This window comes from Streptomyces sp. NRRL S-455, from assembly GCF_000717875.1.
Lineage (GTDB): Bacteria > Actinomycetota > Actinomycetes > Streptomycetales > Streptomycetaceae > Streptomyces.
Genome location: NZ_JOCT01000001.1, coordinates 323,156 through 337,807, shown reverse-complemented (window position 1 = coordinate 337,807; position 14,652 = coordinate 323,156). Strand labels below are relative to the sequence as shown.

Annotated in this window: 9 protein-coding genes and 1 pseudogene; 6 read left to right on the top strand and 4 right to left on the bottom strand. The window is 72.6% G+C overall.

Going from position 1 to position 14,652, the window contains the following annotated elements; all coding sequences use genetic code 11:
• Positions 1 to 13 precede the first annotated feature (13 nt).
• The 5 genes from IE97_RS0101450 to IE97_RS0101430 all read left to right on the top strand — a co-directional run bounded on the left by IE97_RS0101450 (position 14) and on the right by IE97_RS0101430 (position 6,673).
• On the top strand, positions 14 to 1,564 hold the full coding sequence (locus IE97_RS0101450) for a sugar ABC transporter ATP-binding protein (protein ID WP_030147318.1): 1,551 nt from the start codon (positions 14 to 16) through the stop codon (positions 1,562 to 1,564).
• Positions 1,561 to 2,643: an ABC transporter permease gene (locus IE97_RS0101445; RefSeq protein ID WP_030147317.1), complete on the top strand. Its 1,083-nt coding sequence runs from the start codon at positions 1,561 to 1,563 to the stop codon at positions 2,641 to 2,643. The genes IE97_RS0101450 and IE97_RS0101445 overlap by 4 nt, the downstream gene beginning before the upstream one ends.
• Positions 2,644 to 2,689: 46 nt before the next feature.
• A complete protein-coding gene (locus tag IE97_RS0101440) occupies positions 2,690 to 3,853 on the top strand; it encodes a substrate-binding domain-containing protein (protein WP_030147316.1) in 1,164 nt (387 codons plus the stop codon).
• Positions 3,854 to 4,021: 168 nt separating this feature from the next.
• Positions 4,022 to 5,128 (top strand): NAD(P)/FAD-dependent oxidoreductase, encoded by a 1,107-nt coding sequence (locus tag IE97_RS0101435; protein WP_030147315.1) that lies wholly within the window; start codon positions 4,022 to 4,024, stop codon positions 5,126 to 5,128.
• A gap of 144 nt (positions 5,129 to 5,272) precedes the next feature.
• The gene (locus IE97_RS0101430; protein ID WP_030147314.1) at positions 5,273 to 6,673 is read left to right on the top strand and encodes a cytochrome P450; all 1,401 of its coding nucleotides are present in this window, start codon (positions 5,273 to 5,275) and stop codon (positions 6,671 to 6,673) included.
• A 144-nt stretch (positions 6,674 to 6,817) separates the two neighbouring features.
• On the opposite strand, the pseudogene IE97_RS0101425 reads toward IE97_RS0101430, so the two are convergent.
• Positions 6,818 to 7,357, bottom strand: a pseudogene (locus tag IE97_RS0101425) (ATP-binding cassette domain-containing protein); the annotation flags it as partial.
• Positions 7,358 to 7,565: 208 nt separating this feature from the next.
• Between IE97_RS0101425 and IE97_RS0101420 the strand changes: the two are divergent.
• Positions 7,566 to 9,035 (top strand): MFS transporter, encoded by a 1,470-nt coding sequence (locus tag IE97_RS0101420; RefSeq protein ID WP_030147312.1) that lies wholly within the window; start codon positions 7,566 to 7,568, stop codon positions 9,033 to 9,035.
• 14 nt (positions 9,036 to 9,049) lie between these two features.
• Here the strand turns inward: IE97_RS0101420 and IE97_RS0101415 are convergent, their stop codons facing one another.
• From IE97_RS0101415 to IE97_RS38085, 3 genes are all read right to left on the bottom strand, one after another.
• Positions 9,050 to 11,959, bottom strand: a complete 2,910-nt coding sequence (locus IE97_RS0101415; RefSeq protein WP_030147311.1) for an ATP-binding protein — start codon at positions 11,957 to 11,959, stop codon at positions 9,050 to 9,052.
• Between the two features lie 207 nt (positions 11,960 to 12,166).
• A complete protein-coding gene (locus tag IE97_RS0101410) occupies positions 12,167 to 13,174 on the bottom strand; it encodes a (-)-alpha-amorphene synthase (RefSeq protein WP_030147310.1) in 1,008 nt (335 codons plus the stop codon).
• Positions 13,158 to 14,642, bottom strand: coding sequence for a cytochrome P450 (locus tag IE97_RS38085; protein ID WP_078603037.1), 1,485 nt, complete (start codon positions 14,640 to 14,642; stop codon positions 13,158 to 13,160). The genes IE97_RS0101410 and IE97_RS38085 overlap by 17 nt, the downstream gene beginning before the upstream one ends.
• Positions 14,643 to 14,652: the final 10 nt, after the last annotated feature.

Genomic DNA, 14,652 nt, shown 5'->3' with positions numbered 1-14,652 from the left:
GTAATTTGATCGGGTGCGCGACGCTCCCGACACGCCGGCGAAGGCGCCTTCGCCCTCCGGATCCCAGCCCCTGGTCCGCATCCGCGGGCTCGGCAAGCGGTTCGGCGGGACCGTCGCGCTGGCCGGGGTCGACCTCGATGTCCACGCCGGCAGCGTGCTCGCTCTCCTCGGGCCCAACGGCGCCGGCAAGTCCACGCTCATCAAGGTGCTCGCCGGTGTCCACCGGGCCGACGCGGGACAGGTGACGGTGGACGGGCAGCCCCTCGGCAGCCCTGCCGCAGCACGGAGCATGTCGTTCATCCACCAGGACCTCGGTCTCGTGGAGTGGATGACGGTCTCTGAGAACATCGCCCTGACCACCGGCTACGCGCGCCGCACCGGGCTGATCTCGTGGCGGCGCACCCGCGATGCCTGCGTCGAGGCACTGCGGATCGTCGCCGCGCACCTCGACGCCGACGCGCCGGTCTCCGGGCTCGCACCGGCCGACCGCTCGCTGGTCGCCATCGCCAGGGCGCTCGCGGCCCGGGCGAAGCTCATCGTCCTCGACGAGCCGACCGCCCGCCTCCCCGCCGCGGACAGTGCCCGGCTCTTCCACGTCCTGCGCGGACTGCGGCAGCGCGGGCACGCCGTCCTCTACGTCAGCCACCGCCTGGACGAGGTGTACCAGGTCGCCGACACCTTCGCCGTCCTGCGCGACGGCCGGCTCGTCAGCCACGGCCGGCTCGCCGGCCACGACCCCGCCCGACTGGTCCACGACATCGTCGGTGAGGAGGAGGAACCGGCCGCCCACCGCCCCGCCAGGAGACCGGCCGGCACACCCGCCGTCCTGACCCTCCACAGCGTGCGGACCGCGGAGGCCGGACCGATCAGCCTGGAACTCGCCGCCGGAGAGGTCCTCGGCCTGGTCGGACTCTCCGACGCCGGGCACACCGACCTGGGCCGCGCCCTCGCCGGGGTCCGGCCCCTGCGCGGCGGGCGGGCCCTGCTCGACGGGCGGCCCTACCACCCCCGTACGGTCGCCGAGGCCGTCCACCTCGGCGTCGGCTTCGTGCCGGGCGACCGGCTGCGGGAGGGCTGCCTCGCCGAGCTGACCGTACGGGAGAACCTCCTGGCCAACCCCCGTGCGGGAGACCGGCGGGCGCCGCGCTGGATCGGCCCCCGCCGGGAACGCGTCCAGGCCGCCGCCCTGATCGAGCGGTTCGCGGTGCGCCCCCGCGACAGCGAGGTCCCCATCACCACGCTCTCCGGCGGCAACCAGCAGAAAGTCATGATCGGCCGCTGGCTGCGGACCGGGCTGCGGCTGCTGATCCTCGAGGAGCCGACCGCGAGCGTGGACGTCGGCGCCAAGGCCGCGATCCACCGCCTGCTCGACGAGGCGCTGTCCGCCGGCCTCGCGGTCCTGCTGCTGTCCACCGACTTCGAGGAGGTCGCGGGCGTGTGCCGGCGCACCCTGGTCTTCGTGCGCGGGTCCGTGGTGGCCGAGCTGAGCGGCACCGGCCTCACCGTCGCCGGGCTCACCCGGGCGGCAGCGGCCATGCCCCCGTCCACCGCCGTGAACCCATGACGACACGGCCCTCGCCCTCCCCGCCCCGCCCCCGGCGCCGCCCCGGGCACCACATCGGCGCCTACGGCCTGCTCGTCCTCACCGCCCTGCTCTACCTGACGTTCTCCCTCGCCCTGCCGAGCACCTTCCCCACGCTGGACACCCTGGACTCGATCCTGTCCAACCAGTCGATCCCGGCCGTCCTCGCGCTGGCCGCCATGGTGCCCATCGTGACCGGCGCGTTCGACCTGTCCATCGGTTACGCCCTGGGCCTCGCGCACGTGATGGTGCTGCAGCTCATCGTCAACGAGGGCTGGCCCTGGCCGCTCGCCTGCCTCACCGTGCTCGCGGGAGGCCTGGTCCTGGGCGTCCTCAACGGCGTCATCGTGGAGTTCGGCCGGATCGACTCCTTCATCGCCACCCTCGGCACCGGCAGCATGATGTACGCCGTGACCGGCTGGATCACCGACGGCAGCCGGATCGTCCCCGGCCCGCAAGGCCTCCCGTCCGCCTTCACCGACCTCTACGACTCCACGTTCCTCGGCCTGCCGGTCCCCGCCTTCTACGTGCTCGCCCTCGCCGGCGTCCTCTGGGTGGTGCTGGAGCGGCTGCCGCTCGGCCGGTACCTGTACGTCGTCGGGTCCAACCCGCGCGCGGCGGACCTCGTCGGCATCCCGACCCGCACCTACACCGTCTATGCTTTCGCCGCCTCGGGGCTGATCGTCGGCTTCGCCGGGGTGCTGCTCGCGGCCCAGCAGCAGATCGGCAACCCGAGCGTCGGCCTCGACTACCTGCTGCCCGCCTTCGTCGGCGCCCTGCTCGGCTCCACGGCGATCAAGCCCGGCCGGCCCAACGCCCTCGGCACCGTCGTCGCCGTCGCCGTCCTCGCCGTCGGCCTCACCGGCATCGCCCAGCTGGGCGCCGAATTCTGGACGGTCCCGCTGTTCCACGGCGGCACCCTGCTCATCGCCGTGGGCCTGGCCGGATACGCCGCCCGCCGCCGGCTGCGCGGCGGCGCTGCCCGGGACTCGCCCGCCGCACCGCCTCCGCCACCGTCCTCCCCGGCGGCGGAGGGCGGCACGACGGGCACACCCCGCTGAAGCCCCACCGGCCGGCCCCCGCGTCGATCCCTTCACAGGAGCTCTCGTGCACCGCACCCGCAAGGCCCCTCCCAGAACCCGCGCCGCGCGGCTCGCCTCGTGCGCCCTGCTGGTCACGGCGACCGCCCTCATCGGCTGCGAACGCGGCTCGTCGGACGGCGCGGACGAGACCGCGACGGGCCCGGGCGGCTGCCCCGTCGTCCAGACCAGCGCCCAGGAAGCCGTCGCCCGGGCCGAGCGCCGCGACACCCCCTGGGGCGGCCCCACCAGCGGCCCGGAGGCGGTCTCCGGCAAGAGCATCGTCTACGTCGCCCAGACCATGACCAACCCCGGCGTCGCGGGCGCCGCGAACGGGGTGCGGGAGGCCGCGCGGGCCATCGGATGGGACGTCCGGGTGATCGACGGCGGTGGCACTCCGGCCGGTATCCAGGCGGCCATGAGCGAGGCCGTGGCCCTGAGACCCTCGGGCATCGTCATCGGCGGTTTCGACCCCGACTCGACGGCCCAGCAGGCCGCCCGGGCCAACGCCCAGCGCATCCCGCTCATCGGCTGGCACGCGGTCCCCGAGCCGGGCCCCAGCCGGCAGCCCGACCTCTTCACCAACGTCACCACCCGGGTCCAGGACGTGGCCCGCATCAGCGCACAGTGGATCATCTCCGACTCGGACGGCCGCGCCGGGGTCGTGGTCATCACCGACGCCTCGATCCCCTTCGCCAGGAACAAGTCCGACCTGATCAGGAAGGAACTGGCGCGTTGCGAGGGCGTGCGGCTGCTGTCGGTGGAGAACATCCCGATCCCGGACGCGAGCACCCGCACCCCGCGGGAGATCTCCTCGCTCCTCTCCCGGTTCCAGGACCGGTGGACGCACTCCGTCGCCATCAACGACCTGTACTTCGCCGACGCCGCCCCGGCCTTCCGCGCGGCCGGTGAGAAGGGGGCGGGCCCGCCGTTCAACATCGGCGCCGGCGACGGGGACCCGTCCGCCTTCCAGCGCATCAACAGCAGGCAGTACCAGGCCGCCACCGTGCCCGAGCCGCTGTCCCTGCAGGGCTGGCAGATCGTCGACGAGTTCAACCGCGCCTTCTCAGGCCGCCCGGCCAGCGGATACACGGCCCCCGTGCACATCGCCACGGCCGTCAACAGCGAGGGTGCCAAGACCTGGGACCCGTCGGGCTACCGGGAGGCGTACCGCGAGATCTGGGGGAAGTGACGGCTCGTCACGGTGCCGATCTCTTCACGGAACACGCACGGAACCTCGAAATTCGTTGAGGTTTCAAGCGCTAATGTCACCGTCAGTCGAGTGGCCGCCGGGGGTCGATCCGAGCGGGGCCCGTCCACGGCGGCACTCGCACCCCCCACCAGGCACAGGAGACTCGGTGTGTACGACGGCGACGTAGTGGTGATCGGCGGCGGCTACGCCGGCGTCCGGCTGGCGAAGCGGCTGGACGGGACGGCCCGGGTCACGCTGGTGGACCGCAAGGAGGCCTTCTTCCACCGCGTCGCGTCCCTGCGGGCCGGGGTCCGCCCCGAGTGGACGCACACCCCCTTCATCCCGTACGACCGGCTGCTGCACCACGGCCGGGTGATCGCGGGCAAGGTCCTGCGGATCGACACCGCCGAGCGGCAGGTCGTCCTCGCCACGGGCGAGCGGCTCCCGTACGACGTGGTCGTGATCGCCACCGGCGCCGACTACCCCGAACCGGCCCGCTTCTGCGGCACCACCACCGAGGAGGCGGCCAAGGCCTTCGCCGGACACCAGCGCAACGTCGCCGCCGCCGAGCACATCCTCGTGGTCGGCGGCGGCCCCTCCGGCGTCGAACTCAGCGCCGAGCTCCGCCTCGCCCGGCCCGACGCCCGCGTCACGCTCGCCCACTCCGGATCCGCGCTGCTCGATCTCACGGGCAGCGAGCGGCCGGGACGCAAGGCCCTCGCCTGGCTGGAGTCCCACGACGTCGAGGTGCGGCTCGACTCGTTCATGTCCCCCGGCAACGACTTCGGCACCTACCGCGACGCGCGCGGCACCGTCCTCGAGGCCGACCTGTCCTTCTGGGCGACGGGCACCACGCCCAACACGCTCTGGCTCCGTCTGTCCGGGCACGGCGACTGGCTGAACGGGTCCGGGCACGTGAAGGTCGACCGGACACTCCGGGTCGAAGGCAAGCTGGACGTGTTCGCCGTCGGCGACGTGAACGACGTGAGCGAACTGAAGATCACCCCCGCCGCCCTCGCCCAGGCGGACATCGCCGCCCACAACATCCGCGCTTACCTCCAGAGCTCGGGCAGGCACCGCAAGGAGCCGCGCTTCTACCGGCCCATCCAGCGCACCCCGCTCATCGTGCCGTTCGGCTCCGCCGACGGGGTGACCGTGCTGCCCGTGCCGGGCGGCGAGTCCGCGGTCCTCGGCGGCCGCACCACCGCCATGGCCAAGGCGAAGACCCTCATGACGCCCTATATGCGGCGCCAGCTCGGCTACACCGCCGCCTGACGCACGGCTCGCGCGCCCCACGGGCCACTCTCGTCACCCCACCCCCTCGTTACCCACGAGTTGCCTCTGGGGTAGGGTCCCCACCGTTTCCGGCTACCGGCTGAGGGTGTGCCGGTACGGTGCGTGTCGGAGGGTGGCAAGACGATGGAAACCCAGCGGGGTGGCGGCGGATCCGTGGACCTGGACGACACACGGCTGGAGGCGCTGGATCCCCAGCCGCTGCTGACCCGGGACTACGAGACGCGTCCCTCGCTCGTGTACGAGCGGCTGCGGCAGCAGCACGGCCCGGTCGCGCCCGTCGATCTGCTCGGTGTACCCGCCTGGCTGGTCCTCGGCTACCGCGAGTCGCTCCAGGTGCTCCAGAACGACGACGCCTGGCCCAAGGGCCTGGAGAACTGGCGGGCCCGCTCCGAGGGCAGGGTCCCGGCCGACTGGCCGCTCGGACCGTCCCTGGAGGTCAACCACATCCTCATCCAGGGCGGCCCCGGATACCGGCCGCTGCGGACCGCGTGGGACGTGGCGCTCAAGCCGTTCCAGGATCCGCGTCACCCCCAGGCCAAGCGTCTGAAGGGAGCCGTCACCGCCTACGCCGACGAGCTGATCACCCTGGTCGGGCAGGGCGGCGCAACGGGCTTGGCGGACCTGTCCGCCCAGTTCTCCCGGCCGCTGCCGCTGATGGTCGCCAGTCATCTCCTCGGCTTCCCCGGCTCGCAGGGCGACGACGCGCTGATGGACATGTGGCGCGTCCTCGACGCGGGCCCGGACGCCGAGGCCGCGCTGGAGCGCCTCCTGGCGACCCTGGCCGAACTGGCCGCGCTGAAACTCCAGAAGCCGGGCGACGACTTCCCCTCGTACCTGCTCGCCGCGCACCCGGACCTGTCGCTGGACCACCTGGCCCGCGAGCTGTTCATGCTGCTGGGCATGACCTCCGACCACGTCGGCATCCTCATCTCCAACACCGTCGTGGAGGTCATCTCGGGGGAGGGCAGCGTGCGAGCCAGCCTGTCCGCAGGGATGGTCAGGGAGACCATGAACCGAGTGGTCATGCGCAAGCCGCCGCTGGTCAACTTCGTGCCGCGCTTCGCGGCCGAGGACACCCCGCTCGGCAACTACACGATCCGGGCGGGCGACCCCGTGTGGGTCTCCCCGGGCGCCGCGCACGCCGACCCGCTCTTCGCCGGACACGTCGCCTCCGGCACCACCATCAGCACCCGGGCGCACCTGTCCTGGGGGGCCGGCCCGCGCCAGTGCCCGGCGCGGGAGCTCGCCTCCACGGTCGCGGCCGCCGGTGTGGGGCGCCTGTTCGAGCGTTTCGACCATCTCGACCTCGCCCTGCCCGCCGACCAACTGCCCTGGCGCTCCTCCCCGTTCATGCGCGGCCTGCGCTCGTTGCCGGTGCGGTACGAACTCGCCGCGGCGCCGGCGGGGCCGCCGGCGGACGGCCCCGCCCCCGAGGTGGCCGCGGAGGTGCTGCCTGACCCCTCCGCCCGCCAGCGGTCGTCGCTGTGGCGTTATCTGACGGGCCTGATCCGCGGCGGCCGCTGACGGGAAGGCGGATCAGGATCGGGTCATCACCGCGCGCACCGGGAATCCCGGTCCGGGCCCTGGTGGCAGCCCTCGTTCGAGGTCGGCTCGGGTCGGCACACCTTCTCCGTGGCGGGTCTCACGACGCCCGCCGGGGCATGGGTCTCAGGTGCCCTGTGCGGCCCCCCGGGCCGCGACCGCCGTGGCCGGGTCCCAGCCCTCGCCGGGGACGGCCGCGAGCAGCAGCCGCGTGTACGGGTGGGCCGGGTCCGTGAGCACCTGCCCGGTGGGGCCCTGTTCGACGACCCGGCCCCGGCGCATGACCAGTACGTCGTCGGTGATGTGCTGCACCACGGCCAGATCGTGCCCGACGAAGACGAGAGCGACCCCGGTGTCCCGGCGGATCTCGTCGAGCAGCCGGATGATCTGGGCCTGGATCGACACGTCCAGTGCGGCCACGGCCTCGTCCAGCACCAGCACCCGGGGGCCCGGGGCGAGCGCTCGGGCGATCGCGAGGCGCTGGCGCTGACCGCCCGAGAGGTGACGGGGCAGGGCCCCGGCCTCGCGCTCGCCGAGGCCGACCCGGTCGAGCAGCAGCGCGGCCGGCTCCTCGTCCCGGCCGTGCAGGCGCAACGCGGTGCGCGGGCGCTGGGCGGCAGTCAAACGCGGGTCGAGCGAGACGTACGGGCCCGGGAAGACCATCCGGAACGGGCCGTGGACACCTCGCACCAACTGACCGTGCTGCGCGAGCAACTGATGTCACCCAAGGGCGGCCGCAAGGGCTGACGGTGATCCAGTGGTGAGGCCCATGAGCCGGGCGTACGGTCGAACGGTGGACACCGCAGGCAGCAGCCCGCAGCCGGCCTCACCACAGGAGATCACCACCAGGGAACCCGGTGGTGGCGGGAACGCGATGGCACTCTTCGTTCTCGCCTCGTGTCAGCTGATGGTGGTCCTCGACATCACCATCGTGAACATCGCACTGCCGCACATCCAGAGCGCGCTGGACTTCTCCATCACGAGCCTGTCGTGGGTGGTGAGCGCCTACACCCTCACCTTCGGCGGCCTGCTGCTGCTCGGCGGCCGGGCCGGCGACATCCTGGGCAGGCGGCGCGTCTTCATCTTCGGCGTGCTGCTGTTCGCGCTGGCCTCCCTGCTCGGCGGGTTCGCTCAGAACTCCGGCCAACTCCTGGGTGCCCGCGCCCTGCAGGGCGTCGGCGGCGCCATCGCGTCCCCCACCGCCCTCGCCCTGATCAGCACGACGTTCCGCGAGGGGCCGGAACGCAACCGCGCCTTCGGGGTCTTCGCCGCGGTCTCGGCCGGCGGCGGCGCGATCGGCCTGCTCGCGGGCGGGATACTGGTGGAGTGGCTGAACTGGCGGTGGGTGCTGTTCGTCAACGTACCCATCGGCCTGCTCATCGTGCTCGCCACACCGCGCTGGATCAGGGAGTCCGAGCGCCACCCCGGGCGCTTCGACGTCGCCGGCGCGCTCACCTCCACCGCGGGCATGGTGCTGCTCGTCTACGGCTTCATCCGGGCCTCGCAGGACGGCTGGCGGGACGCGCTCACCCTGGCCTCGTTCGCCGGGGCGGTCGTGCTGCTCGCGGTCTTCATCCTGATCGAGCGGCGCTCCAGACAGCCCATCACGCCCCTGCACATGTTCGCCGACCGCAACCGTGCGGGCACCTACGGCATCATGCTGTGCCTGGCCGCCGCGATCTTCGGCATGTTCTTCTTCCTGACGCTCTTCGTGCAGAACGTGCTGGAGTTCAGCCCTCTGCAGGCCGGCCTCGCCTTCCTGCCGGTCAGCGCGGTCATCGCCTTCGGCGCCGGACTGGCCTCGCGGTTCCTGCCCGTGTACGGGCCCAAGCCGTTCATGGTGCTCGGCGCGATCCTGGCGGCGGCCGGACTGGCCTGGCTCACCCTGACCGACGTGCACTCGACCTACGCGGGCAGCGTCCTCGGCCCGATGCTCGTCTTCAGCCTCGGCATGGGCATGGAGTTCGTGTCGCTGACCCTCATGGCGCTGTCCAACGTGCCCACCCCCGAGACCGGCGCGGCCTCCGGACTGCTCAACGCCACCCAGCAGGTCGGCGGCTCCCTCGGCCTGTCCATCCTGGCCACGATGTCCGGCACGGCCAGCGCCAACGAGGCCGAGAAGCTCCTCCAGCAGGCGTCCCCCGCCGAGCGCCTGCGCATCGAACGCACGGGGGAACTGCCGAAACCCTGGTCCGACCAGATCCTCACCGCCGGCGTCTCGGCCGCCTTCATCATGGCGGCGATCTTCACCGCCGTCGCCGCGCTGATCGCCCTGATCGTCATCCAGGTCCGCCCCTCCGACCTGGAACGCCTCAAGGGAGGGACGGGCCCCGGCGCGATGTGAGCCCCGCGCACGGACTACGGCTCGTGCCGGGGGCCCCTCGACAGGGCGTCGGAGAGGCCGGACGCGTCCGTGCCGAGCTTCCGGTACACGGAGGACAGCAGATGCCGCACGCCCTGCTCGGTGAGCCGCAGGTCCTCCACGACCACCGACGGCGGGTGTCCCAGGGCCGTCATCTCGGCGGCTCTGCGTTCCTGCGCCGTCAGCATGTCCGTCGGCGCGTAGCGAAGGGGCAGCGGGCGCAGTCCCGCGGCGGAGAGCTCGCGCCGGGCCCGGTCGGCCAGCCCCGCGGCTCCGCAGTGCACCGCCCCCTCCAGCCCCTGGTAGAGCCGGTCCGCGGCGTCCTGCAGCCGGCCGCAGCGAACCAGCGCTGCGCCATGGCCCACCAGGGCACGGGCCAGTTCGTACGCGGCGGGCGACCGCTCCAGATGGTCGACGGCCTGCGTGTGCAGATCGAGCGCCGCCTGCCCACCCGTCACCTCCGCCTGCACGCGCAGCGCCTGGCCGATCGCGGACGCCGCCCCGAAGTCCCGGGCCCGCTCCACGGCGTCCTGGGCATGGCGGACCGCCTGGCCGGGATCGGTGCGGGCGAGCGCCGAGGCCAGCCCCAACTGCCAGGGACACCACGCCGGGTTGTGCCAGTCCCGCGCCTGGAGCCAGTCGCCGACGTCGGACAGCAGACGCGCCGCCTGGGCGAGTCGCCCCTCCGCCAGGAGCAGTTCGGCGTACACCGTGCGCGGATCGGGAAAGATGACGGCGTTGGGGACCACGTCGCCGTAGTGGTAGGTGTCGGCGAGCCGGCGCGCCTCGGCGGTCTGCCCGCGGGCCAGCAGGATCTGGATGAGGATGCCGATGGCGAACAACTGGGCGGGCACCGCTCCTTCGACCCGCTCGGCGGTGTCGAGCCCCGCCCGGACGAGTTTCTCAGCCTCCGGCAGGCAGCCACGGCGGTAGCGGATGTAGCCGAGGAGCGTCCGGCCCTGCGCCAGATGGGAGCCGCGCCATCCCCGGTGCTCGCACTCGGCCATCCCCTCGGCGAACAGTTCCTCGGCGCGCCGCGGCTGGTCGCAGTACATGAACAGCAGGGCGACGGCGACGGGCACCTCGAAGCCGCGGTTCTCGTCGGCCCAGCTCATCCCTCCGCGCAAGGCCTCACCGGCATACCCGAGGGCGGTCCGCCGTGGCTCGCCGCGCACGAGGGCGTCCCACGCCCGCAGACCGAGGATGTAGCGCTCCTCCAGCCCTCGCCCGGTCAGCTTCGCGGCCAGCCGTGCGAGCCGGCGCGAGCGGGCGGACGAGTCCGGCTCGTCGGTGCGGAACGCGCTCCATACGAAGTGATCCGCTTGCATGCGCAGCCTGACGCGCGGGTTGGTGGCGCGCCGCGCCTCGTCGGCCGCCACGGTCGCCGCCTCGGTCAGCCGGTCGGTGTGGGCCAGCGCCTGGGTCAGCCGGTAGACCATGGAGGCGCGCAGCTCAGGATCGAGTCCGCGTTCCTTCAGCGCCTCCTGTAGATGGCTGACCGTGGCCGTGGGGTCGATCAGGAAGGTCGAGCAGGCCAGCTCGTGGAGCAGGGCGGCACGGTCTCCGGCGGGGGGCGGTTCCCGCAACGCCCGGGTCAGCACGCGGCGGGCGGCCTCCGGTGCCCCCGCGCGAAGGTACTCACGCGCGGCGGCACGCAGGCACGCGACCGTCTCGGGCCGGCCGTCGCAGGGCACCTCCAGCAGGTGCCGGGCGGCCGCGGTGGGGTCGGCCCCGACCACCTGGGCGGCATGGGCGGCCGCGTCGTGCATGCCGACGCGCAGGCCCGAGGGGATGTCGTGATAGATCGTCGTGGCGATCAGCGGATGGACGAACTCCAGGTCTCCCGCGGGCTCGTCGGTGGTCGCGAGGATGCGGCAGGCGCGCAGCTTCTCGGTCGCTTCGGCGGCCTCCGCGTCGCCGACCACCGCGAGGTCGGCGGCCGCCTCCGGGGAGAACGGCTCGCCCAGGACAGCACCGGCCCACGCGAAGCGGACCGTGCTCGGTCCGAGCCGTTTGAGACGCTCGATCAGGCCCGGGCCCTTGACCGCCGCGGCGAGGCCCCGCATCACGGGCAGATCGTCCTGAGTGCCCCTCACATGCTGCTCGCGGAGTCTGATGGCCAGTTCGACGGTCTCGAAGGGGCTCCCGCCGGTGACCGTCCAGCACTCTCCGCAGAACTCGTCCTCGGCTTCCTCACCCACCTCGTCCCTGATGATCCGCGCCACGGCGGCCGCGCCGAGCGGAGACAGCTTGTGGGGGCGCTGCTCATGGCGTTCGACGAGCGTGCGGAAGGACGTCGCGTCGGGCGGGAGTTCGTCCGGCCGGTAGCCCACGACGGTCAGCAGCGGGAGGTCCGCGACCCGGGGTGCGAAGGAGGCGAGCCAGTCGAGGGATTCGGTGTCGGCCCAGTGCAGGTCGTCCAGGAGGAGCACGACGGGCGCGTTCATCATCGTCAGGCGTGTCATGACCCAGTCCAGGCCGTCGCGCACTCCGGTCGGGTCCGGCATCCGAGCGGTGTCCGTCGCCTCCAGACCCAGCGCGGCGCCGACGATGTCGTACCAACTGCCCAGGAAGTCCCGGCGCTCGGTCTCGCTCATCGCGGCCAGGACGGGCTGCATGATCTGGCGGACGACGCGGAACGCCAGTCCCTGCTCGGTCTCACCGCCCTTGCCCGAGAACACCGTGAACCCCAGTGCGGCGGCGCGGGCGCGCGCCGCCGCGATGAGTGTCGTCTTGCCCAGCCCGGCCTCGCCCGTGAAGGCGAGCAGCCCACCGCGCGGTGCCCGCCGCACGCCGTCGGCGGCGTCACGCAGCCCCGCCATCGCGCGGTCGATGGCCTTCAGTTCCACGTCGCGTTCGAGCAGAGGCCGGTGTTCGGCGATCGGTTGCCGCAGCCCATGGGTCATGTGGTCTACCGCTTCCTGTCGTTGCTCCCCGCCGGACGGGGCGAGCGTACGCCCTCGTGCGCGCCCCTTGGCCGGGTCGGAACAGGAGGTCGACAGGGAGGGTGAATTTCCCGCGGGGGCGCATCAGGTCTCCTCCTTTCGGGTAGCCTGCTCTGTTTCCGCCCCATTCGGGAAGCCTGTGGTGAAGGTGACCGGTCCGGCGCACGGTCAGATCCCTGCGGGTACCGCCCTCGTGTCCGCGTACCGGGGCACGGTCCGGGACCAGAAGTAGCAGCCGCGGATCCAGCCGGCCATGCCCTCCACATAGCCGACGCCGGACGGGCTCAACTCCGGCCGGATCTCACCGTAGAGCTCCTCGAACTCGCGGATCGTGCGGTTGATGTGCCGTACGGCCAGTGAGACGGCCGCCGGAAGGGAACACCGGTGGGACCGCTGGTAGGCGAGGGCCAGGTTGATCGTGCCGCCCTCCCGCTGTTCCTTCACCGCGGAGTAGAGGTCGGGTATCCAGACCGCCGCATCGGCCGACAACCGGCTCAGGCGTCGCATCACGGGGTGGTGGAGCTCGTCCGGGGGCAGTTCGCACGGCTGCGCGGCCTCGCACAGTGGGTAGAACGGCTCGACGCCCGCGATGAGGGAGCGTATGGACCGGCACAGCCCGCTTCCCACCGGGACGGGACGGGCCTGGGCCACCGCTTCGTAGAGCAGGCCGTGCACGTACTCACGGCTGTTCCAGGCCCATCGTGCTGCCTGAGCCGGTGTGCACCGCTCCTGGACCTGACGGTGGAGGTCGGTCAGGGCCGCCCCGAGCGGGGTGGTGGGCGGTTCGCCGTCCCGCAGGATCGCGACGCTCTCGGACAGCATCGGCAGCAGCAGGCCGGGCGAGCGCCGGCCGAGGTCCTCCGCCCGGTCGTCGAAGACGAACTGGTAGGCGATCTGGTTGGCGGCTATCTGGAGGAGCCCGGAATCCATGGCCGGACCGTTGCAGGCCGCGAGTTCGGCGGGGCGGGTGCGGGAGATCATGGCCGCCACTGCCGGGTCATCGGTCAGCCCCCAGGTACGCAGCCATTTCTCGACGCCTGCCGCCGCTTCGGCCGCGCCGGGATGGCACTCGTACGGGAACGGCATGTAGAGGTTCGCGTCGATCAGTTCCGCCAGACCGGCTGCCGGAATTCCGTCCCGCGTGACGAGCGTGATGTCCTCATGCGTCGTGTACATCGTTGCCACCTGCCGTTCGGGAGTTGTGGATGACGGGTACGGCAGCCGCCCGGGCCGGGAAAGAATCCGCTGGAGAGGATGTGCCCGCCGACCGCCGCGCTCGCGTTTCGCAGGCCATCACCAGTCCCCTCGGCCCCAACGAGGCTGCGGGACGCAGCCGTTCCTGGCGGCCGGGCAGAGGGCGCAGTCGCCAGTGGCGGGCGATGAACGCCACCGCCACCGTGGCCTCCGCCATGGCGAGTGTCTCCCCGAGGCATTTCCGGCGGCCCGCCCCGAACGGGATCATCGCTCCGGGGCGCACCGCGTCGGCCCGCCCGGGCAGCCAGCGGTCGGGGAGGAAACGGCCGGGGTCGGGGAACAGGGCGGGGTCGTGGTGCAGCAGGTACGGACTGAACATGACGGTGGCGCCCCGCGGGAGACGGTGCCCGGCGAGCTCCGTCTCCTTCGTGGTGGCACGGGTGAACAGCCATCCGGGCGGGCGGTGGCGAAGGGTCTCGGTGAGGACGCGCCGCGTGTGGGCGAGGAGCGGCAGCTCGTCGCGGCCGGGCGGGCGTCCGGAAGCGAGCACGGCGTCGACCTCGGAGTGCAGGCGACGCTCCTCCTCGGGATGCCGTCCCACGAGGTCCAAGGCGGAGGAGAGGCACAGGGCGGTGCTCTCGGCGCCGGCGAACATCAGCGTGATCACCTGGCCGTGGACTTCCTGATCGGTGATCGCCGCGTCCCCGCCGTCACCCCGCGCGGCCGCCAGCAGCGTCCCCAGCAGGTCGTCCCGGCCGGCCCGGGCAGTGCCTCGCCGGCGCTCGGCGACAGCCGCGTCGACGATCGCGCGCAGGCGGCCGGAAGCGTGCCGGTAGCGCCGGTTCGCCGGTGTGGGGAGACGGAACAGGGCGTCGACCGGCATCACCGTGCGGACGAACATGCCGCGCATCACGGTGGCCAGGCACTTGCGCATCTCGACGGCGGTCGCGGCGTCGAGCGAGTCGGAGAAGAGGACGCGGCAGATCACGCGGGTCGACAGGTCCAGCATGGCCGCGCTGATGTCGACCGCCTGCCCGTCCCGCCACGTCCGGCACACCGACTCCACTTCCTCGCCCATCAGTCGCACCTGGTCGGCGACGCGGGTCTTGCGGAATCCGGGTTGCAGCAGCCTGCGCTGTCGCCGGTGATCCTGGTGGCGGCAGGTGCCGACGCCGTCGCCCAGCAGGATCCGCAACCTGTCGTAGAGCGGGCCGCCCTTGTCGAAGGTGCCCGGGTCGCCGAGCACCTGGGCGACCAGGTCCGGGTGACAGGCCATCCAGGCACGCTGCGGACCCAGGCGTATTTCGACCAGGTCCCCGTGCGCGGGCAGAGATTCCAGAAAATCCAGCGGACGACGGGCCAAATCGATTCCGTGGCCGAGGAATGGGAATATGCCTGGAGCAGTGCCCACTGTCCAATCTCGAGCTGGGCCGGGAACGGAGCCGCTCATCGAATACCAC

Excerpts from the sequence above, each read along its gene's own strand:
- IE97_RS0101445 (WP_030147317.1), top strand. The coding sequence starts at position 1,561 with ATGACGACACGGCCCTCGCCCTCCCCGCCCCGCCCCCGGCGCCGCCCC.
- IE97_RS0101430 (WP_030147314.1), top strand. The coding sequence starts at position 5,273 with ATGGAAACCCAGCGGGGTGGCGGCGGATCCGTGGACCTGGACGACACA.
- IE97_RS0101420 (WP_030147312.1), top strand. The coding sequence starts at position 7,566 with ATGGCACTCTTCGTTCTCGCCTCGTGTCAGCTGATGGTGGTCCTCGAC.
- IE97_RS0101415 (WP_030147311.1), bottom strand. The coding sequence starts at position 11,959 with ATGACCCATGGGCTGCGGCAACCGATCGCCGAACACCGGCCTCTGCTC.
- IE97_RS0101410 (WP_030147310.1), bottom strand. The coding sequence starts at position 13,174 with ATGTACACGACGCATGAGGACATCACGCTCGTCACGCGGGACGGAATT.
- IE97_RS38085 (WP_078603037.1), bottom strand. The coding sequence starts at position 14,642 with ATGAGCGGCTCCGTTCCCGGCCCAGCTCGAGATTGGACAGTGGGCACT.